Source organism: Caballeronia sp. ATUFL_M2_KS44, from assembly GCF_023630965.1.
GTDB classification, from domain to species: Bacteria; Pseudomonadota; Gammaproteobacteria; order Burkholderiales; family Burkholderiaceae; genus Caballeronia; species Caballeronia concitans.
This window is the reverse complement of sequence record NZ_JALQEA010000051.1, coordinates 111732-131036: the sequence shown is the minus strand read 5'-3', so window position 1 is coordinate 131036 and position 19305 is coordinate 111732. Positions and strand designations below refer to the sequence as shown.

Here is a 19305-nt window from a genome sequence, read left to right as displayed (position 1 = left end):
ATCAATTACGGAAGCATAGCGCCCTGCTCCACGTGCCTCACGCTCCCGACCGCGTCTTCTTCAGTTTGATCAGAACGTGCGCGCAGAAGGCATCGGCGACCACGCGATTGACCGTGAGAATGTTCTCTGCGCTCAACGATTCGCGCGACAGACCCTGCTTTTCGATCAGCCGCTGCGGAATCAGCTGACTCACGAACGAGTGGCACAGGTCCTTGCGCAGTTGAGCATCCGCGGACTCGAAGAGCTCGCGGCCCGCACGAATCTCCTCGCTCATCTTGGCTCGAGCGGAGTCGTTCTGCGCCTGAATGGTCGCTTCGAGTTGCGCCTGCACGGACTCGCGTTCGCGGCGGCTCTTCTTGTCGTCCTCGAGCTGTTTCGCCTTGATGGCGGCCATCTTCCGGTCCGCATCGCCGATACGATAATTGCCTTCGAGCGCCTTGAAGAGATAGCCGCGCGGACTGACCGTGACCTTGCCTTCGTTCAGCTTGAACCGCGTGTATTCGATCGCCTGCTCCAGACGCTCGTCGGTCCACACCTCGCGATTCTTCGCGAGGCGCTCGAAGTCGGGGGTATCGAACGCGAATTCGTTGTGGAGCAACAGGTACATCGAATCCTGTATGCCCGCGCGCGCCGCGTCCGCGCCCTGCTTCTTGGTGAACCGAAAGCGGATCTTGAGCTTGTCGCGCGTGACGCGATCGGCGTTGGCCTCCCAACTGACATCGAAATCCGACACTTCGTTGAGCTGGTCGATAGCCGGTTCGAGAAAACGCTTCTTGAACTCCTTGACCTCTTTCCGCGACTCGCCGACCTTGCCCGGCCATTCGAGCACTTCGTCGAACGGAAACCATTCGGTGACGCCGTGCCCTTCGCACGGAATCAGTCGATCGTAAATGGCTCGCGCAAGCGAAAGCGAAAACGCAGTCGATGCGCGCAAGCTCAGCCAATGCGCCTTGTACGGGCTGATCAGATACTTGATGACGCGGCCCGATAGCAGCACGCAGACAACATTGCGCTCGATATAGCAGTCGCCGAGCAGGCTGATTGTTCCCCAGGAGTCTTTCTCGGTGAGTTCTTCGATCGACGGCGCGGTCATGATTTCGACGCGCGCCCGCGCCGCGGCCCGCATCTGCGCGATCAGGTGGCTGTGATTACGGCTGTCATAGCGCATGAGCCACTTGAAGTAATTCACATCGGCCGTGAACGTATAGACCTTGTCGTCGATCAGCTCGTCCGGCGCTTTCGTCGCCACGATGAAGTAAGCGGCGTCGAGAACGCGCCGCGCGGCGATGCCGAGTCCGCCGACGCGTGTGAAGATGTTGTTTCTGAGGAAGCCGATGTCACGCGTCGCCTCGGAGATAGCCGTGCCTTGCCCGGACATGTCTTCGTAAATGTCGAGCGCAAGCTGCTGAGGGGTGACGGTGAGATCCTGGTTTTCCATTCTTCGATTCGCAACGGTCCCCGGCACTCTAACAGGCAAGGAAAGCGTGTCAACACAAAAACCGCCCCGGTATTAACGGGAAAGTGGCAGCACAAAAACCGTCCCAGCCGACGCCCTTCGGCCCAAAATCCGCCCCTTCCGTCACAAAAACCATCCGGTCCCGCCCAACTTCCGAGGTACGCAGCACAAAAACCGCCCTGCTCCGCACAAAAACCGCCTCTATCCACAGGCTCGGTCATTGATTTCAAACGAAAATCGCGCCGCTGTTAGTTGGTGGGTGGGTGAAGGTTTACAAAGAACAAAACGAACCTAAAGACGCGCACGGGTTAATTCGCGCGCAATCGAAGCCGGTAACATGCTGATTTCACAGAGGATTTTCAACTCCGACGCGTCTGGCACAAAAACCGACCCGGGGTGCTTTTTGTGCTCGATGTGATTCTCCGCAGTTTCCTTTTCACAGATAGAGATGCGAGTGCCGATCAACATCGGCTCCGGCAGGCACAGGTGATTGCGAAATAGCGATAAAACGGCCTAAAAACTGAGATATTTCAGCGCTACGCAACCCTGTTTACGCGTATTCGTGTATTCTGCGCTTCAGCGTCAATACATGGAGAAAGCGCAGAATGGCCAACGTAGGCAGCCTACCTATGGAAGACCGCAAGGTCTCTCTTCGCGAGGTCGCGGAATTCGCGGACAACCTCGAGCCCTTTTCCGATAACTTAAGAGAACAGATTCTCGCTCCCCGTCCGCGCAAGACCGCTCCGATCTACACCATCAGCGAGCTGGCAGAGATGTGCAACCTGACGCGTCAGCAGATTCAATATCTGGTTACGAAAGGCGAGGGCGGATTGCCGGCGGGAACATTGAACGGTAACGGACGCAGCCGTACGTTCACCCTGCCCGAAGTGCGCGTCTGGGTGAAGATGGCCTCGGACATCTATCAAACCCGCCTCGAAGACGGTCAGGGCGACTTCAAGGGGAAAGTGCTGACGACGGCGCAACTGAAGGGCGGATCGGCCAAGACTACAACGACCGTTTGTCTCGCACAAGCACTGACGCTGTTGGGCCGCAAGGTGCTGCTCATCGACCTCGATCCGCAGGCCTCTGCTTCGGAGTTGTGCGGGCTCTACGCCGAGAAGGAAATTTCCGGCGACGACACCGTGCTCCCCTATATCTATGACCAGAATATCGAAGGCGGCTTGGGTGCGAGCGTTCAGTCGACGTACTGGGACGGCCTCGACATCATTCCCGGTCATACCTTCCTTTATGGCGCCGAGTTCCTGCTTCCGGCGCGGCAGAAGACCATTCAAGGGTACCGATTCTGGGCGGTCCTTCGCCAGGGCCTCGAACCTTTGCGCGCTCAATACGACTACATCTTGATCGACACGTCGCCGTCGCTGTCGTACATGAACCTGAACGCGCTTCTCGCCGCGGACGCGCTCGTCATGCCGATGATCCCCGAGAACCTCGACTTCATCAGCTCGCTGGCCTTTTGGCGGCTGTTCTCCGATGTCGCGGAAGATTTCCTGCCGTACGAGGAAGACAAGGTCTACGACTTCATCTCGATTCTGCTGTCGAAGGTGGACTACGGCAAGACTTCGTCGGCACCGGTTGTTCGTCAGTGGGCTCAAAGCGCTTACGGGCGTTGGCTCGATCCCTTCGAGATTCCAGCGAGTTCGGTGATGAGCGGCGGTGCGTTGTCGTTCTCGACCGCGCTCGACGTCGTGAGCACGCATTCGACTGCGAAGTCGCTTCAACGCGTTCGACAACCGATGATGCAATACGCCAAGTGGCTCGACGACATGTTCGTTAAATCCTGGAGGGAGGCGGCATGAGTAATAACATTCGCGAACAACTCATGGCCAAGACGGCCAACCTTCCCAAGCCTGCGGATTTCAAGGGCGATAAGAAGGATCGCTCGAATCGCGGACCGCAGACGATGCCCGGAATCACGAGCGCGCTGGCAGCGGCGCAGTTGCGGATTCAGGAACTGGAGTCGAAGGGTGTCGAGACGGCGATTCCGCTCGATGCGATCGCTCCTAACCCGTGGCAGCCGCGTCGACAGTTCAGCGAGGCGAAGCTGTCCGAACTGGCGCGTTCAATCGATGAAGTGGGTTTGCTTCAGGCGGTGACCGTACGACGCATCGGGGAGACGTTTCAGCTCGTCGCGGGCGAGCGACGCTTCCGCGCACACAAGCTTATCAACAAGGAATCGATCCGTGCCGTTGTGATCGATTGCACGGACCAGGACATGGCGGCGCTGGCGCTGATGGAAAACGTCACGCGCGACGACTTGTCCGACTACGAAATTGCAATCGCGATTCGGCGAGCCGAAGCGGAGTTTCCTAATCGGACGCGGTTGGCTGAAGCAATGGGGATTTCTCGAAGCGATCTGTACCGGTTTTTGGCGTTCGACTCACTTCCCGACTTTGTCAAGCGAGACCTGGATTTGACGCCGTCGGTGCTCGGTGCTTCTTCGGCGCAGGACGTTGTGAACGCTCTAAAGAAGGCGGGCGAAGCGGGGCTTAAGGCGCTTCATGAATTGTGGCCGCAGGTATTGTCCGGTGACTTGGTTCAGACGAAGCTTGCCGCCAGTTTGAATGCACAGGTAAGCCGAGGCGAGTCCGCCACCGATGCGGGGGGGCGCAGCATCCTGAAGATCTTCGCCGGCAAGGTGCAGGCGGGTAGTATCACAAAGGACGTGAAGGGGTTGACGTTCAAGTTTAAGGCCGGGGTCGTCACCGAGGAGCAGGAGAATCAACTGCGAGAACATATCGGGAAGATGTTTTCGATACGGTCGGAGTAGTCGAACCAACCCGCGCGAGCGGGTTTTTTTTCGCCTTGGTTCGACGCGGCGATGTTCGAATCGGACGGAGTCGCTGACGAACTTGACTCGGGAGTGTCCGAATTCGGACAGTCAAAGGCGACTGCAGACTGATCGTCGTCGTAACGGTTCAGATCGAAGAGTTGCCAAGGTTGCGAAGAGGGATTAACTGTCCAAGAAAATTTGAGGCGGCGACCAGAGGGCTTCCGGCATGTCTCCTTCCATGTGTCCGAATTCGGACACTGGCAGTCCATCGGCTTAAGCCTCCGCAGGCGGGTCAATTCGCGACGAGACTGTTGCGCTTTCTGAGAGCAAGACACCGGCGCGCAAGAACGTCTAGCGTCACGCGATAGATGGCGCTTTACACAACGGCCGTTGGTTCACAAGCTCGCAGTCTGGACCGGATAGCGTGGGCGCGGTCCTTCGCTAAGAAAATCCGCGTTAGCAAGCCGAAGTGTCCGAATTCGGACACTCGCGCCATCCGGTGGATCAGTACCGATGTGAACCAAAACGCGCATCGTAGGTGACGAGGGCGACGAGTCATTGCGGCATCGGCATGGCCAATTGTACGTCGCCGCCCGCGAAATCCGCAAAGGTCCTCGCGAATCCTCCTGTGACTCAACGCGTGCTTACGGCCGGAGACGCACCCTGTTCGCACACGCCCCGTTAGCGGTCACGTGGCAACTGCGGTCGCTTGCACGTCGGCAACGACACGAACCTTTGGTTGAGCGAGCAACGGGAACATCATTGGATAACATTGCTAAGCCATTTTGCCAGCGCGACTTCCGGGTCGGCGGGTGATTGTCCAACTACATGAGTCGCATGCACAGCGAGCGCTTGATGGACCATGCCGGTTAGCCAGCGTTGCGGAGCAAGTGTCCGAATTCGGACACTCACTGCCCATGCACCCGTGGACAACCCACGAGCAAAGAGTCGCAGCGAGCCAAGCGACGAACGTCACCTATCCCTGTGTCGAGTACCTTTCGATATGAATGGGAATCGCTCGAAACATCTATGCCGCGAAAAGCGTGTCTCTCTTGATGCAGTAAGCATAAAGTTTGCGCTGTGATCTGCGAAACCATCCGGCAAGAATAAGAGTCTGCGCGTTCAAATCTGCGATGCCTAATGAAAGACGTTCCGGAGCCTGCTCTTCGCGCGATCGGGCGCGACGAGCGCTTCGAGCAGCGCTCGCATGGACATTGGTCCGATCATCAGCCAGCAGTACTGCGTCGGCGGTGTCGGCCAACGCCTCCAAGTGCCGTTAGCTGGCGGGCCGCAGAATCCTTGCAGACGAGTTTAAACGCATCAGCTGGACGCTCGTACGCCGGTTCAGCGGGCGCGGGGTCGCCGCAGCATTGAAGCATCTGCGACCAATGTAGCTTCGTGGGTCGCTGCTTCGTCGGCGACTTGAACCGCGCCCAGAGTCGCTCGAGGTAGCGAAGGCCGCAGCGCGCAATGAGCGTGGCGCGCCACAGCACGCTAAGAGAAGGTCGGCCTCACCTCCGCAAGCGCGGTGCCTTCCGCCCACGCCAATGAACGGGCTAGCGCCGCACGGGCCAACCCGCGCCTTTTCATATGAAACCGGGCGCGTGTCGGCCATAGGTTACGCGTGGAACATCCCCGGTTGCCGGAAGAAACAAAAAAACGACTTAAAATCAATCGTCTATGCCATCTATCTCGCGTTGTTTCACGCATAGACGCCGGATCGGGACAGTTTTCGGGTCCGATAGGCCAAAAAATGCCAGCGACTGATACCGTCGAGGAAAATCGATACAATTCGTATTGATCGATACGGAAGCCGTAAGCTGCTCGCGGTGCCGACACGAACGTCAGGAGGGCGTCGCAATACAACCCGGCGTAGCCGATGCCCCGAAAGCGCTCAAGCCCGCCGCTTCTGCAAGTCGCGATACGGCTCACCCGCTTTCAGTTGTTCCAGTCTTGCACTTGCAACGGTAAGCGCGCCGAGGCTTGCCCGTCGCAGTTGATGATCGTAAAGCGACACAATCGCGGCCAACTGCTCCACGTCGTTTGCGTCGACGGTCCAGACTCTAGAGCGATCGCCACGATCGAACGTGCTGGCCATCGTTGCGTCTGCGTCTCGCAACGCTTCGTCGGGAAAACACCCATGTCCTGCCTCAGCGAGGAATCTCGCTAGAAGCATCACCTCGGCGACGTGTTGCGCTGGTTCAATGTCGGACGAACCGGCGCGCAGCGCCTCGAGCGACAGATGCGCCTGAAGAGCCAGGTTATCGGCAACGGCGCGGGGGATGGGAAGCAGTTGTGCCTTGCTCAGGCGCTTCTGCGTCGCTTGGGGCGAACGCGCGAAAGGGAGGGCGGTTGGCATATGTCGATCGTTGGTTGACCTCTTCCGGTTAACGAACGCGGCGGCGAAAACCTGAAGGGTCAACTTTCATCCGCCGAGACGAAGCGAATGGAAACTCTTGCGCTGGCTAGCGACGCATGTGCGGCGCGTGCCCGACGCTGGCGCAATATTTCTCTTGAACGCTCGCCCATCGCAGACAGCACCACGAGGAGTCGCGTCTCAGTGCAGCCTCGAAACTTCCAGCGCAAGCTGTGAAACTCTGGACGGTCACCGATATCGCTCTGAAAGCGAACAGCATGGCGTCGCCTAGGCGGATGGCGCTAATCGAATCGATTCATTCCCGTCTAACGCACGGCTTCATGTATGCAACTAACAGCAGGTTTGGCGCACGAAACGTGCGCTCGAACGCGATTGCGCGGACGCGAGCCACGCAACGAGTGAAACGCTGCCGCGCCGTGAGTGACGACGCGACGCAGCATCAACGGCGCAAAGGCATTGCATCGACATGCGTGCCATTGATCCGCGAAACGCGTCCCCTTGCTTTGATATCAAAACATTACCAGCGAGGACGCATGCAGGGCGGCAAGCGATGCGGTCAATCTCAACTTCCACAGAACCGCAGGCGCCGAAGGAGTATCAGAAGCACCGTTCAAGACGCTCCCCGGCTCTGCTAGAAGAAAAAGCACCAAAACAACCGATAAAGATTCCGAATTAAATATAGAGCCTCATGAAACCCCCACCGCCTCCCCCACCAACCCGAAGAACCGCCCCGCATGCTCCGAATTCAACCAGCGCACGACGACAGCCAATCGCGACGAAGGCTCGATCCACATAAACGAGCTTCCCGCCCCGACGCCAAAATAGCTGGATTCCGGCACATCAGGAAACATCTTCCGCCCCGTGTTGAGCCACACGAGATAGCCGTAGAAAGAAGCAAGAGAGCAGGGCGTCCGCATGCGATCGATCCACTCCTTGGACAACACCCGCCGCCCGCCGACGACTCCCTCATCGACCAGCATCTGCGCGATCTTCAACTGATCGTTGGCGCTGATCGACATGCCGCCGCCCCAATGCGTGCCGCCGGGCACGGACTGCATGCGCTTCCCGTCGATCTCGACCCACGCGTGGTCATATCCCGCCCAGTTCCAGTCGTCGCTCAGCCCGCAAGGACGCGCGATCGCCTCGCGAAAAACCTCGGGCAGCGGCGCACGAAACAGATGCAGCAGCGCAAGCGATAGCTGATTGATCCGCACATCGTTGTATTCCCAATACGTGCCGGGCGTTTGCAGCGGCCGCAGATCGCCCTTCTTGCCGTTGGGCGGATCACCGAACGTCACCGAGCGATAATGATCCGCCTGATCCGAAAGCCCGAAGCACTCGCCCTGCCATTCGCTCGTTTGCTGCAGCAACTGCGTCCACGTGATCGGCGCGTTATGCGGATCGTCGAAGCCGATGCCCGGCACACGCTCGCGCACGGGCTCGTCAGGATCGGGCAACAGGCCGCGATCGTGCGCGACGCCCGCCAGCAACGCGAGATACGTCTTCGCGATGCTGAAGGTCAGATCCGCGCGATCCGGCTCGCCCCACGTCGCCAGCACGCGGCCATCGAGCGCGATCGCGCCCGACACCGGCCCGCGATCGTGCACGGGCCCGAGCAGCCGGTTCCACGGCGGCGGATCGTTGACATGCACGCCCCAGTTGCCGTGAACTTGACGATCCCACGTCGATTCATGATCGATCGAAAACTGGATCGCGCGTTGCAATGCTTCATTCATGAGAGAGCTTCCTGACTGGATTCGAGATTCAACGCACGTCGAGGCGCTTGCGCGCCCAGACGAGCGTGAACAGGCTCACGACCGCGGCGATCATCAGATACAGCCCCGGCGCGAGATTGTTGTGCGTCACGGCGATGAGCGATGCCACCGCCAGCGGCGTGAAGCCGCCGAACACCGTCGTGCCGATGTTGTAGCCGAACGCCATGCCCGTCGTGCGCGTGGCCGTCGGGAAGAGTTCGGACATGAGCGCGGGAATCGGCGCGAAATACGTCGCCTTGAGCAGCGCGACCCAGATGACCGCGGCGAGCAGCGTCGGCAGCGACGGATGCGCGTTCATGAACATGAACGCCGGATAGACGGTGAGGAAGAAAATCACCCCGGTCACGAGCATGATGCGCGTGCGTCCGTACTTGTCCGACAGATGCCCGACCACCGGCACGAGGACCATCATGATGAAGCCCGCCGTCAGCGTCGCGATGAAGCCGGACGACGGCGCAAGCCCCAACTGACGCGCCGCGTACGTCGGCATATAGAGCAGCATGTAGTTCGCGGTCGTCGTGAGGACGAGCGATCCGATCGACACGAGCAGCCGTTCCTTCTGCGTCGCGAGCAATTCGCGCACGGGCGACGCGACCTTCTCCGCATGCTCGAACTCGGGCGTCTCGTCCATGCGTCGGCGGATATACAAACCGATCGGGCCGATCAGGACACCGAACAAAAATGGAATGCGCCATCCCCAGCCTTCGAGTTGCGCGGGCGTCAGCGTGCTGGTCAGCACCGCGCCGAACAGCGACGCAAGCAGCGTGCTCGCGCCCTGGCTCGAGAACTGCCAGCTCGACATGAAACCCCGGCGCTCCGGCGCGTGTTCGACGAGAAACGCCGTCGAACTGCCGAACTCGCCGCCCGCCGAGAAGCCCTGCATGAGCCGCGACACGAAGATGAGCACGGGCGCGGCGAGTCCGATGGTCGCGTAGGAGGGCATCAGCGCGACCATCGCGGTGCCCACCGTCATCATCGCGATGGACAGCGTGAGCGACGCCTTGCGGCCATGTCGGTCGCTATACGAGCCGAGCACGAGCGCGCCGACCGGCCGCGCGAGATACGAGAGCGCGAACGTGCCGAGCGTGAGCAGCAGCGAGACGGTGTGATCGTGCGTGGGAAAAAACAGCTTCGACAAGGTTCCCGCGAAGTAGCCGTACACGACGAGGTCGTAGAACTCGAGCGCATTGCCGACCGACGTCGCGACGATCAGCCGGGCGATCTTCTTCTGCGAGACCTGCTCTTGAGGCCGCGCCGAAAGGGTGACGGATTCAGTGCTCATCGCGAACGGCCTCCGGTCGTCTTGCGCGGCAGATGGCGCGCGGGGTTGTCGTCGCCGGCGTCGCCTTCACGCGCGCCGAGATCCCAGAACAGGCCCGCCATGATGCGCAAGCCCTCGCTCGCCACCGAGCCGAGCAGATGCTCGTCCGGCGCGTGCTGCGAACAGCCGGGATAGGAATGCGGCACCCAGAGCGTCGGCATGCCGAGGACATCGGCGAACACGTCGTTCGGCAGCGTGCCGCCGAGATTCGGCAGCAGCACGGGCCGCGCGCCGGTCGTCCGCTCGAGCGATCGCAGCGCCCACTGCACCCACGGATTGTCCGGATCGACGCGCGTGGCCGGCATGCCGCGCTCGACTTCGACATCGACCATCGGGAAGCCGTGTGCATCGAGATGACGGCGCACGATCTGCTGCAGATTCTTCCAGTGGGTGCCGACGACGAAGCGCATCTGCATGTGCGCATAGGCGCTCGGCGGGATCGCGTTCACAGGCTTCTCCGGATTGCCGGTGCGAAACGCCAGCACTTCGACGTTGTTCCAGCCGAACACGCGTTGCGTCGGCGTGAGGCCGGGCTCGCCGTAGTCGGCATCGACGTCCGGTTCGCCCGGATTGCCGCCCACCGTGATATCCGCGAGCGCGCGCACGACCGCATCCGGAATCGCGGGCGGGCGCAGTCCTTCGACGAGGATCTTGCCGTTCGCATCGACCATCGACGCAATCGCGTTCGCGAGCACGATGCCCGGATTGCGCAGCAAGCCGCCCCAGTTGCCCGAGTGATGCGCGCCGTCGCGCAGCTTCACGTCGAGCCTGAAATTGATGACGCCGCGCGAGCCCAGGAACATCGTCGGGCGATCGGCGGCGAGGCGCGGGCCGTCGGATGCGATCAGCACGTCGGCGGCGAGTTCGTCGCGCAATTGCTCGCAGACGGCGAAGAGGCCGGGCGATCCGACTTCCTCGCCGGTCTCGATCAAGAGCTTCAGGTTGAAGCCGAGCTTGCCGCCGCGCGCGTCGAGCACGGCTTTCAGCGCGGCGAGGTTGATGCTGTGCTGGCCCTTGTTGTCGGCGGTGCCGCGCCCGTACCAGCGATCGCCGTCGACCGTCACGCGCCACGGGGAAAGGCCTTCGGACCATTGCGCGTCGTAGCCGCGCACGACATCGCCGTGGCCGTAGCTGAGCACGGTCGGCAGATCGTCGCCTTCATGGCGATGCGCGACGAGAAACGGCCCCACGCCCGCAACCGGATTCGCGACGATGCGGCAACTGAAGCCCCAGTCGCCGAGCGTCGGCGTGAGTTCGTCGTTCAGATACGCGGCGAGGCGCTCGCCGCTGTCGGCCTCCTGGCTTTCGGTGCGATACGCGACGCGCCGCTGCAGGTCGTCGAGGAACGCGCCGGAATCGTAATGGCGCGTGGCGATTTGAATGGCGGTGTCGCGGGTCACATCGTTCTCCGTCTGATTCGAACAGGGCAGCCAGGGCCGCCGACGAATCATGCTGACGTGGACGATATTTCTGGACAATTACAATATTTCTCAGGAACCTTTGCCGTTTCGGCAAAGCGCGCATCGGCGAAAAGACTTCATGGATCAGACGGCGTTACGGTATTTCCTCGAAGTGGCGCGCAGCGGTTCGCTCAGCAAGGCGTCGGAGCGGCTCTTCGTGGCGGTGTCGGCGCTGAGCCGGCAGATCGCGAAAATCGAAGAGCAGATGGGCACGCCGCTTTTCGAGCGCCGTCCGCGCGGCATGGTGCTGACCGAAGCGGGGCGTCTGCTCGCGAATCACGCGCGGCGCAGCCAGTTGGAGGAAGAGCGCGTCATCGACGAAATCCAGGGCTTGAGCGCGGGCGGCCGCGCGACCATTCGCATCGCGGCGTCCGAAGGCGTCGCGCCGGATTTCTTGCCGCAGGCGTTCGCGCATTTCCTGAAGACGCATGCGCGCGCGCATTTTCAGCTCGATGTCTCCGCGCCGTCCATCGCGACGCAGCGCGTGCGCGACGGCACGCACGACATCGCCGTGTGCTTCAGCATGGCGCCCGAAGAGAATGTCCAGGTGCATTACGCGCAGCGCGCGCCCGTCTATGCGCTGATGCGGCGCGGGCATCCGCTCGCGTCGCGCGAAGCGGTGTCGCTGACGGATCTTCACGCGTGGCCGCTCGCGATGCACAACCAGGGCGGCACGCTTCGCCAGCTTTTCGATATCGCGTGCAGTCTCGAAGGCCTCGTCTTCGAGCCGGCGTTCGTCAGCAACTATCACACGGCGATGCAGAGCTTCGTCCGCCTCACCGACGCCGTCACGCTCACGGGCTATCTCACCGTGCGCAGCCGCCTCGAATCGGATGGACTCGCGGCCGTTCCCATCACCAATCCGGAGTTGCATCAACGCACGCTGCAAATCCAGACGATGGCCGGGCGCACCTTGCCGCAGGCGGTCATCGCGTTCGTCGAACTGCTGAAGCGGGCGATCGAGGAGCCGGCAATCATCGATTGAAGGCGGCCGGCGACGCCGCATCGCCTTGCGAATCGACTTTACAAAATCAAAACGTGGCCTCACAATCCGCCATCAAATAATAATGATTCGCATTTAATCATCTTCAGCATCGACCAAGAGACCGAGATATGAATTCATGCAAGACGAGCCCGGCCGCGCTGCGACCGTTGCGACTGGCGGCGCTGCTGTTGTTCGCGGCGACTCAGTGCGCCAACGCGCAATCGACGGATTCGCCCGCGACAGATGCCACCGCGCCCGCCGCATCCGCTTCGCCCGACGCGACATTGCCCGCGGTCAAGGTGACGGCGCAAGGCACTCAAGACTCGCCTTACGGTCCGACGAAAGGCTACGTCGCGAAGGAGAGTTCGACGGCGCTTAAAACCGGCACGCCGATACTCGAAACGCCGCAGTCGGTCTCCGTCGTGACGCAGGATCAGATCGAGCAGCAGAACGCGCAGACGCTGAACGCGGTCGTGCGTTATGTCTCCGGCGTGACGCCCGAGACGCGCGGCGGCATCGCGACGCGTTACGACTTGCTCAAGGTGCGCGGCTTCGACGCCGACACGTATTGGAACGGCCTCAAGCTCATCGGCAATGGATGGTATGCGGTGCCGCAGCTCGATCCGTACATGATGGATCGCGTGGAAGTGCTCAAAGGCCCGGTCTCCGTGCTCTACGGACAAGCCGGGGCGGGCGGTCTGCTGAACATGGAAAGCAAGCTGCCGACCGTGCAGCCGTTTCATGAAGTGGGCGTCGAATTCGGTAACTACGGACACGTGCAGGGCAAGTTCGATCTGTCCGGTCCCATCGCGGGCGATGACCGGTATCTGTTCCGCGTGACCGGCATAGGACGCAAGGAAGACGGGCAGGTGAACATGACGAAGAACGAGCGCATTGCGATTGCGCCGTCGTTCACCTGGCGTCCTGACGACAAGACGTCGCTCACGCTGTTCGCGCTCTATCAGCACGATCCGCGCAGCTCCGCCTACGGCAGCGTGCCGCCGCAAGGCACGGTGCTGTTCAATCCGAACGGCAAGCTGCCGAGTAATTTCTACGACGGCGATCCGAGCTTCGAGAGCTTCAATCGCGTGCAGGAATCCGTCGGGTACAAATTCGAACGGCGTCTCACGAATGCGTGGTCGTTCCGGTCGAACGCGCGCTTCCTGCATCTGGCGCAGGACTACAAGAGCGTCTACGCGAGCGCGCTCGAGGACGATCTGCGCACGCTGGATCGCGGCACGGCGTATTCGGTCGATAACCTCAACACGTTCGCCATCGACAATCAGGTCGAAGGCAATTTTTCGACTGGACCGATCGACCATACGCTGCTCGTCGGCTTCGACTATCAGCACTATGCGACGAACTTCATCTCGGGATTCGGCACGGCGCCGTCCATCGACATGTTCGCGCCGGTCTACAACCAGACCATTGCGCTGCCCGAGCTGTCGAAGCAGGTGTTGAGCGGCACGCAATACGGCGTGTATGCGCAGGACCAGGCGCGCTTCGGCAACGCCATCCTGACGCTCGGCGGTCGTGAAGACTGGGCGAGCAGCAAGACGCGCAACGATACGTTCGGCACTTCGTCGAGCCAGTTCGATCGCGCGTTCACGGGGCGCGCAGGTTTCACGTATGTGTTCGACAACGGCATCGCGCCGTATGTGAGCTATACGGAATCGTTCACGCCGCAAGCGGGCACCGACATCAACGGCAACGCGTTCGATCCGGAGCGCGGGCATCAATATGAAGTGGGCATCAAGTATCAGCCGAAGAACTACAACGCGCTCTTCACGGCGGCGCTTTTCAGTCTGACGCGCGAGAATCTGCTGACCGTCGATGCCGCGAATCCGAACTTCCAGTCGCAAAGCGGCGAGGCGCGTTCGCGCGGCGTCGAACTCGAAGCGAAGGTGAGCCTGACGGATGCGTTGAATGTCTCCGCGAGCTACACGTATCTCAACACCATCTATACGAAGGACAACGGCGGTCTGCAGGGCAAGCATTTGCCTGCGGTGCCGCAAAACGAGGCATCGTTGTGGGCGTATTACACGATCAATCGCGGGCCGCTCGCGGGACTTTCGCTCGGCGCGGGCGGGCGATATACCGGCACGACGTATAGCAGCGACAACGACTTCAAGGTGTCGAGCTTCTTCCTCGTCGATGCGACGCTTCGCTATGACCTGGGCCGCGCGGCATCGCAGTTGAAGGGCGCGGAGTTGTACGTCAACGCGCAGAATCTCTTCGACAAGGAGTATGTGGCTTCCTGCTACTACGGAAGCTGGTGCGCGTTCGGCTATGGCAGGCAGGTTTTCGCGGGCATGAACTATCGGTGGTGATGCGCATGCCGCGTCGTTTCGGAAGAAAAGGCGCGGGTGTTTTGGATGTGTGGCGGGCTAGTCTTTCGTTGGAACGCGGATAAATAATTCGGCATGCTGACGAATTGGTGGCGCACTGCGTTGCTGCGACCGCCGTCGAGATCGATGAACAATTCCCTGATGCCGTTCTCCAGATACCACCCCATTCCTCACACCGGAAACGCCGTCGTCGACAAAATCTCCCGCAACACGACGAACGTGCGTATCTGCCGCACGCCGGGCAGATAAAGCAGCTTCTCCGCATGCAGCCGATTGAAGCTGTCGCTATCGCGCGTGCGGATCAGCATGAAGAAATCGAATTCGCCGGTGACGACGTGACATTCCATGCAGCCCGGCACTTTCTGCGCCGCCTTCTCGAACGCGGTGAAGGACTCGGGCGTCGACCGGTCGAGCACCACGCCGATGAGCACGAGCATGCCGGCATCGAGCGCTTTCGGATTGAGCAGCGCGACGGTCGCGCGGATGAGACCCGCTTCGCGCAGCCGCTCGACGCGACGCAGGCACGCGGGCGGACTCAGATTGACCTTGGCCGCGAGCGCGACGTTGGAGATGGATGCATCGCGCTGAAGCTGGCGGAGAATCGCGCGGTCGACGCGGTCCGTCTGATGCGGCTCTTGCGAAAGCGAGGCTTTTTTCATTGCGTAAAATTGACCTGAAACGAAACGAATCCACGAAGCAAGCACAGACACATTCACAACGTTAGGCCGATCGCATTTTTTTCGCAACCCGGCTGATCGCGACTTTCCCTACGATTGACCACAAGGCATCGCGCAAACACGCGCGGCTGCCAAGGCTCAATCACGAGGATGCCGATCATGAATCTGCAACGTTTTCCCCGCTATCAGCTCACCTTCGGACCGACGCCCATCCAGCCGCTCAAGCGCTTGAGCGCCCATCTCGGCGGCAAGGTCGACCTGTATGCCAAGCGCGAGGACTGCAACAGCGGCCTCGCGTTCGGCGGCAACAAGACGCGCAAGCTCGAATATCTGATTCCCGAAGCGCTCGAACAGGGCTGCGATACGCTCGTCTCCATCGGCGGCATTCAGTCGAATCAGACGCGGCAAGTCGCGGCAGTGGCCGCGCATCTCGGCATGAAATGCGTGCTCGTGCAGGAGAATTGGGTCAATTACTCCGATGCCGTGTACGACCGCGTCGGCAACATTCAGCTTTCGCGGATGATGGGCGCGGACGTGCGGCTCGTCGCCGATGGCTTCGATATCGGCATCCGCAAAAGCTGGCAGGACGCGATGGACAGCGTGCGCGAAGCAGGCGGCAAGCCGTTCCCGATTCCCGCCGGATGCTCGGAGCATCCGCTGGGCGGGCTCGGCTTCGTCGGTTTCGCGGAGGAAGTGCGCCAGCAGGAAGCGGAACTCGGCTTCAAGTTCGACTACATCGTCGTGTGCTCGGTGACGGGCAGCACGCAGGCGGGCATGGTCGCCGGATTTGCAGCCGATGGCCGCGCGCGACGCGTCATCGGCATCGATGCATCGGCCAAGCCGCAGCAGACGCACGAGCAGATCACGCGCATCGCGAAGCACACGGCGGCGCTCGTCGAACTGGGACAGGACATCACGCGCGACGACGTGATTCTCGACACGCGCTTCGGCGGCCCCGAATACGGCCTGCCGAACGAGGGCACGCTGGACGCCATCCGCCTTTGCGCGCGGCTCGAAGGCGTGCTCACCGATCCCGTCTACGAAGGCAAGTCCATGGACGGCATGATCCAGATGGTGCGCAACGGCGAGTTCCCCGAGGGATCGAAGGTCTTGTATGCGCATCTCGGCGGCGTGCCCGCGCTGAACGCGTATAGCTTCCTGTTTCGCAACGGCTGACGCTTTACCTCCCGCGTAATCGACGCAACGCGCGGCCAGGCCGAAGATTCCCTCACGCGAAACAACACAAAGGGAGCTTTGAAATGACCGCCTACGCGATTGGCCATTTGCACGAAGTCGAAATGTGCGCGGACATCGTCGAATATCTGGAACGTATCGACGATACGCTCGCGCCGTTCGACGGCCGCTTCATCATCCACGGCGGACGCTGCGACGTGCGCGAGGGCGAATGGAAGGGCGATCTGATCGTGATCGCGTTCCCGGACCTCTCGCGCGCCCGCGACTGGTACGCGTCGGACGCGTATCGGCGCATTCTGCCGCTGCGCACGCGTCACGCGAGCGGCGCGATCTTCCTGATCGACGGCGTCGATGCCGCCCACCAAGCCACCGACATCCTCCGTTAGCGAGCCTTCGGCCGGCGACGGGCTAAACTTGCGGTTTCCCGCAGTTTTCAGCAGCTTTCGGCTTCGCGCACGCAAAAACGCGCGCGTGCGCGCGCAATCGCTCAACTTGTCTTATGACCGGGCATGGTTGATACTCGAAAGTTGCACCCAACCCGTACGTCGACTTAACGGTTTCGCTAATGAGCACAATTCTTGAAAGCCTTCCGACTGGGCAAAAAGTCGGTATCGCATTCTCAGGTGGCCTCGACACCAGCGCCGCGCTGCACTGGATGCGCCTGAAGGGCGCGGTGCCCTACGCCTACACGGCCAACCTCGGCCAGCCCGACGAAGACGACTACGACTCCATTCCCCGCCGCGCGACGCAATACGGTGCAGAAGGCGCGCGCCTGATCGACTGCCGCGCGCAGCTCGTCGCGGAAGGCATCGCCGCGCTGCAATGCGGCGCGTTTCATATTTCGACGGCCGGCGTCACGTACTTCAACACCACGCCGCTCGGCCGCGCGGTCACGGGCACCATGCTCGTCGCCGCGATGAAGGAAGACGGCGTCAACATCTGGGGTGACGGCAGCACGTACAAGGGCAACGACATCGAGCGCTTCTACCGCTACGGTCTGCTCGTGAATCCGGACCTCAAGATCTACAAGCCGTGGCTCGACCAGCAGTTCATCGACGAACTCGGCGGCCGCGCGGAAATGTCGGAGTTCATGCGCCAGTCGGGCTTCGAGTACAAGATGTCCGCCGAAAAAGCGTATTCCACCGATTCGAACCTGCTCGGCGCGACGCACGAAGCGAAGGATCTGGAAAGCCTGGAGTCGGGCATCCGCATCGTGAATCCGATCATGGGCGTCGCGTTCTGGCGCGACGACGTGAAGGTCGATCGCGAAGAAGTGACCATCCGCTTCGACGAAGGCCGCCCGGTCGCGCTGAACGGCAAGACGTTCACGGACCCGGTGGAACTGATGCTCGAAGCGAACCGCATCGGCGGGCGTCATGGTCTCGGCATGAGCGATCAGATCGAGAACCGCATCATCGAGGCGAAGAGCCGCGGCATCTATGAAGCGCCGGGACTCGCGCTGCTGCACATCGCGTATGAACGGCTCGTCACGGGCATTCATAACGAAGACACCATCGAGCAGTATCGCGAAAACGGGCGACGCCTCGGCCGTCTGCTGTATCAGGGCCGCTGGTTCGACTCGCAAGCCATCATGCTGCGCGAAACCGCGCAACGCTGGGTCGCGCGCGCGATCACCGGCGAAGTCACGCTCGAACTGCGCCGCGGCAACGACTACTCCATTCTCAGCACGAAGTCGCCGAATCTGACGTATCAGCCGGAGCGCCTGTCGATGGAGAAGGTCGCATCGACGTTCTCGCCGCGCGACCGTATCGGCCAGTTGACGATGCGCAATCTCGACATCACCGACACGCGCGACAAGCTGCGCATCTACGCGCAAGTCGGCCTGCTGACGCCGGGCGAGGCGTCGGCGCTGCCGCAAATCAAGGGCGACAGCGAGTAACGCTCGCATCCCGCTCGCCGGATGGGCGCGCCGCGTTCTGCGGGTCCGCGCTCATCCGCGTATCCTGTGCGTCTTGCAACCGATTCCAGGGAGCCGCACTTGACTCGACTGACCATTGCGCTCATCGGCGCAGGAAGCATGGGATCGGCAATCGGCAAGATGCTCGGCGCGTCCGGCGCGCGCGTGCTCACCACGCTCGAAGGCCGCAGCGCTGCGAGCGCTGCCCGCGCGCAGGAAGCCGGCATGGAAGACGCGAGCCTCGCCGATCTCGCCGCATCCGACTTCATTCTCTCCATCGTGCCGCCCGCCGTGGCCGCCGAAACCGCCGAACGTCTCGCGCCCGCGCTAAACGAAGCGTCCAGCAAGGCTGTTTATATCGACTGCAACGCGGTCAGCCCGCAAACCGTCGCGACGATCGCGCGAACCGTCGATGCCACCGGCGCGGCTTTCGTCGATGGCGGGATCATCGGCGCGCCTTCATCGCCCAAGTTTTATTTCTCCGGACCGCATGCGACGCGTGCGAACGTGCTCGGCAACGCCGGCCTCGCCGTGCGTCTGCTCGACGGGCCCGTGGGCGCGGCGTCGGCGCTGAAGATGTCGTACGCGGGCATCACGAAAGGACTGACGGCGCTCGGCTCGGCCATGTCGCTCGCGGCCATGCGCAACGGCGCGGGCGACGCGCTGCTCGCCGAGCTTGCCGAAAGCCAGCCGCAACTCGTCGCCTGGCTCGCGGGCAACGTGCCGCGCATGCCGCCGAAGGCGTATCGCTGGGTGGCGGAGATGGAGGAGATCGCGGCGTTCATCGGCGACGACTTCGCGGAACATCGCATCTACGAAGGCGCGGCGGGCCTGTACGCGCGGCTCGCCCACGATCAATCCGCCACCGATGCGCTCGCCCGCTTCTTCACCGAACGCGGCGAATGACCCCGAAGCGTGCGGTCGTGCGATTTACTGCGTATCCTTTAACGATGTTGCACGCTCGACGCACAGCCTTTCTCATCGAAGTGAAATTCGCGGCTGG

At 61.6% G+C, this 19305-nt stretch carries 14 protein-coding genes; 8 read left to right on the top strand and 6 right to left on the bottom strand.

Going from position 1 to position 19305, the window contains the following annotated elements; translation table 11 throughout:
* Nucleotides 1-37: 37 nt before the first annotated feature.
* Complete coding sequence (locus NCR39_RS21240) at nt 38-1438, bottom strand: replication initiation protein (RefSeq protein ID WP_250454049.1); 1401 nt, start codon at nt 1436-1438, stop codon at nt 38-40.
* 623 nt (nt 1439-2061) lie between these two features.
* Here NCR39_RS21240 and NCR39_RS21235 point away from each other — a divergent pair.
* Nucleotides 2062-3273 (top strand): ParA family protein, encoded by a 1212-nt coding sequence (locus NCR39_RS21235; protein ID WP_250454048.1) that lies wholly within the window; start codon nt 2062-2064, stop codon nt 3271-3273.
* Nucleotides 3270-4244, top strand: a complete 975-nt coding sequence (locus NCR39_RS21230) for a ParB/RepB/Spo0J family partition protein (RefSeq protein ID WP_250454047.1) — start codon at nt 3270-3272, stop codon at nt 4242-4244. Before NCR39_RS21235 ends, NCR39_RS21230 begins: the two co-directional genes overlap by 4 nt.
* 1897 nt (nt 4245-6141) lie before the next feature.
* On the opposite strand, the gene NCR39_RS21225 is transcribed toward NCR39_RS21230, so the two are convergent.
* The 4 genes from NCR39_RS21225 to NCR39_RS21210 all read right to left on the bottom strand — a co-directional run bounded on the left by NCR39_RS21225 (nt 6142) and on the right by NCR39_RS21210 (nt 11120).
* On the bottom strand, nt 6142-6606 hold the full coding sequence (locus NCR39_RS21225) for a hypothetical protein (protein WP_250454046.1): 465 nt from the start codon (nt 6604-6606) through the stop codon (nt 6142-6144).
* A 704-nt stretch (nt 6607-7310) separates the two neighbouring features.
* Nucleotides 7311-8360 (bottom strand): serine hydrolase domain-containing protein, encoded by a 1050-nt coding sequence (locus NCR39_RS21220; protein ID WP_250454045.1) that lies wholly within the window; start codon nt 8358-8360, stop codon nt 7311-7313.
* 28 nt (nt 8361-8388) lie between these two features.
* Nucleotides 8389-9681, bottom strand: coding sequence for an MFS transporter (locus tag NCR39_RS21215; RefSeq protein ID WP_250454044.1), 1293 nt, complete (start codon nt 9679-9681; stop codon nt 8389-8391).
* Nucleotides 9678-11120 carry a M20 family metallopeptidase gene (locus tag NCR39_RS21210; RefSeq protein ID WP_250454043.1) on the bottom strand — a complete coding sequence of 481 codons (1443 nt, stop codon included), beginning with the start codon at nt 11118-11120 and terminating at the stop codon, nt 9678-9680. Before NCR39_RS21210 ends, NCR39_RS21215 begins: the two co-directional genes overlap by 4 nt.
* A 139-nt stretch (nt 11121-11259) precedes the next feature.
* On the opposite strand from NCR39_RS21210, the gene NCR39_RS21205 reads away from it, so the two are divergent.
* Complete coding sequence (locus tag NCR39_RS21205; RefSeq protein ID WP_250454042.1) at nt 11260-12165, top strand: LysR family transcriptional regulator; 906 nt, start codon at nt 11260-11262, stop codon at nt 12163-12165.
* A gap of 128 nt (nt 12166-12293) precedes the next feature.
* A complete protein-coding gene (locus tag NCR39_RS21200) occupies nt 12294-14495 on the top strand; it encodes a TonB-dependent siderophore receptor (protein ID WP_250454041.1) in 2202 nt (733 codons plus the stop codon).
* A gap of 188 nt (nt 14496-14683) precedes the next feature.
* Here NCR39_RS21200 and NCR39_RS21195 read toward each other — a convergent pair whose 3' ends face one another.
* The gene (locus NCR39_RS21195; protein WP_040050719.1) at nt 14684-15172 is read right to left on the bottom strand and encodes an Lrp/AsnC family transcriptional regulator; all 489 of its coding nucleotides are present in this window, start codon (nt 15170-15172) and stop codon (nt 14684-14686) included.
* A 177-nt stretch (nt 15173-15349) separates the two neighbouring features.
* Here NCR39_RS21195 and NCR39_RS21190 point away from each other — a divergent pair, with 177 nt between their 5' ends.
* The 4 genes from NCR39_RS21190 to NCR39_RS21175 all read left to right on the top strand — a co-directional run bounded on the left by NCR39_RS21190 (nt 15350) and on the right by NCR39_RS21175 (nt 19208).
* Entirely contained in the window at nt 15350-16366 is a 1017-nt protein-coding gene (locus tag NCR39_RS21190; RefSeq protein WP_250454040.1) for a 1-aminocyclopropane-1-carboxylate deaminase, read from the top strand.
* Between the two features lie 83 nt (nt 16367-16449).
* Entirely contained in the window at nt 16450-16770 is a 321-nt protein-coding gene (locus tag NCR39_RS21185) for a DUF1330 domain-containing protein (protein WP_250454039.1), read from the top strand.
* A 179-nt stretch (nt 16771-16949) separates the two neighbouring features.
* Nucleotides 16950-18284: an argininosuccinate synthase gene (gene argG, locus NCR39_RS21180; protein WP_250454038.1), complete on the top strand. Its 1335-nt coding sequence runs from the start codon at nt 16950-16952 to the stop codon at nt 18282-18284.
* A gap of 99 nt (nt 18285-18383) precedes the next feature.
* Complete coding sequence (locus NCR39_RS21175) at nt 18384-19208, top strand: NAD(P)-dependent oxidoreductase (protein WP_250454037.1); 825 nt, start codon at nt 18384-18386, stop codon at nt 19206-19208.
* Nucleotides 19209-19305: the final 97 nt, after the last annotated feature.

Coding starts and splice junctions, on each gene's coding strand:
- NCR39_RS21240 (WP_250454049.1), bottom strand. CDS start 1,438: ATGGAAAACCAGGATCTCACCGTCACCCCTCAGCAGCTTGCGCTCGAC.
- NCR39_RS21235 (WP_250454048.1), top strand. CDS start 2,062: ATGGCCAACGTAGGCAGCCTACCTATGGAAGACCGCAAGGTCTCTCTT.
- NCR39_RS21230 (WP_250454047.1), top strand. CDS start 3,270: ATGAGTAATAACATTCGCGAACAACTCATGGCCAAGACGGCCAACCTT.
- NCR39_RS21225 (WP_250454046.1), bottom strand. CDS start 6,606: ATGCCAACCGCCCTCCCTTTCGCGCGTTCGCCCCAAGCGACGCAGAAG.
- NCR39_RS21220 (WP_250454045.1), bottom strand. CDS start 8,360: ATGAATGAAGCATTGCAACGCGCGATCCAGTTTTCGATCGATCATGAA.
- NCR39_RS21215 (WP_250454044.1), bottom strand. CDS start 9,681: ATGAGCACTGAATCCGTCACCCTTTCGGCGCGGCCTCAAGAGCAGGTC.
- NCR39_RS21205 (WP_250454042.1), top strand. CDS start 11,260: ATGGATCAGACGGCGTTACGGTATTTCCTCGAAGTGGCGCGCAGCGGT.
- NCR39_RS21200 (WP_250454041.1), top strand. CDS start 12,294: ATGAATTCATGCAAGACGAGCCCGGCCGCGCTGCGACCGTTGCGACTG.
- NCR39_RS21195 (WP_040050719.1), bottom strand. CDS start 15,172: ATGAAAAAAGCCTCGCTTTCGCAAGAGCCGCATCAGACGGACCGCGTC.
- NCR39_RS21190 (WP_250454040.1), top strand. CDS start 15,350: ATGAATCTGCAACGTTTTCCCCGCTATCAGCTCACCTTCGGACCGACG.
- NCR39_RS21185 (WP_250454039.1), top strand. CDS start 16,450: ATGACCGCCTACGCGATTGGCCATTTGCACGAAGTCGAAATGTGCGCG.
- argG (WP_250454038.1), top strand. CDS start 16,950: ATGAGCACAATTCTTGAAAGCCTTCCGACTGGGCAAAAAGTCGGTATC.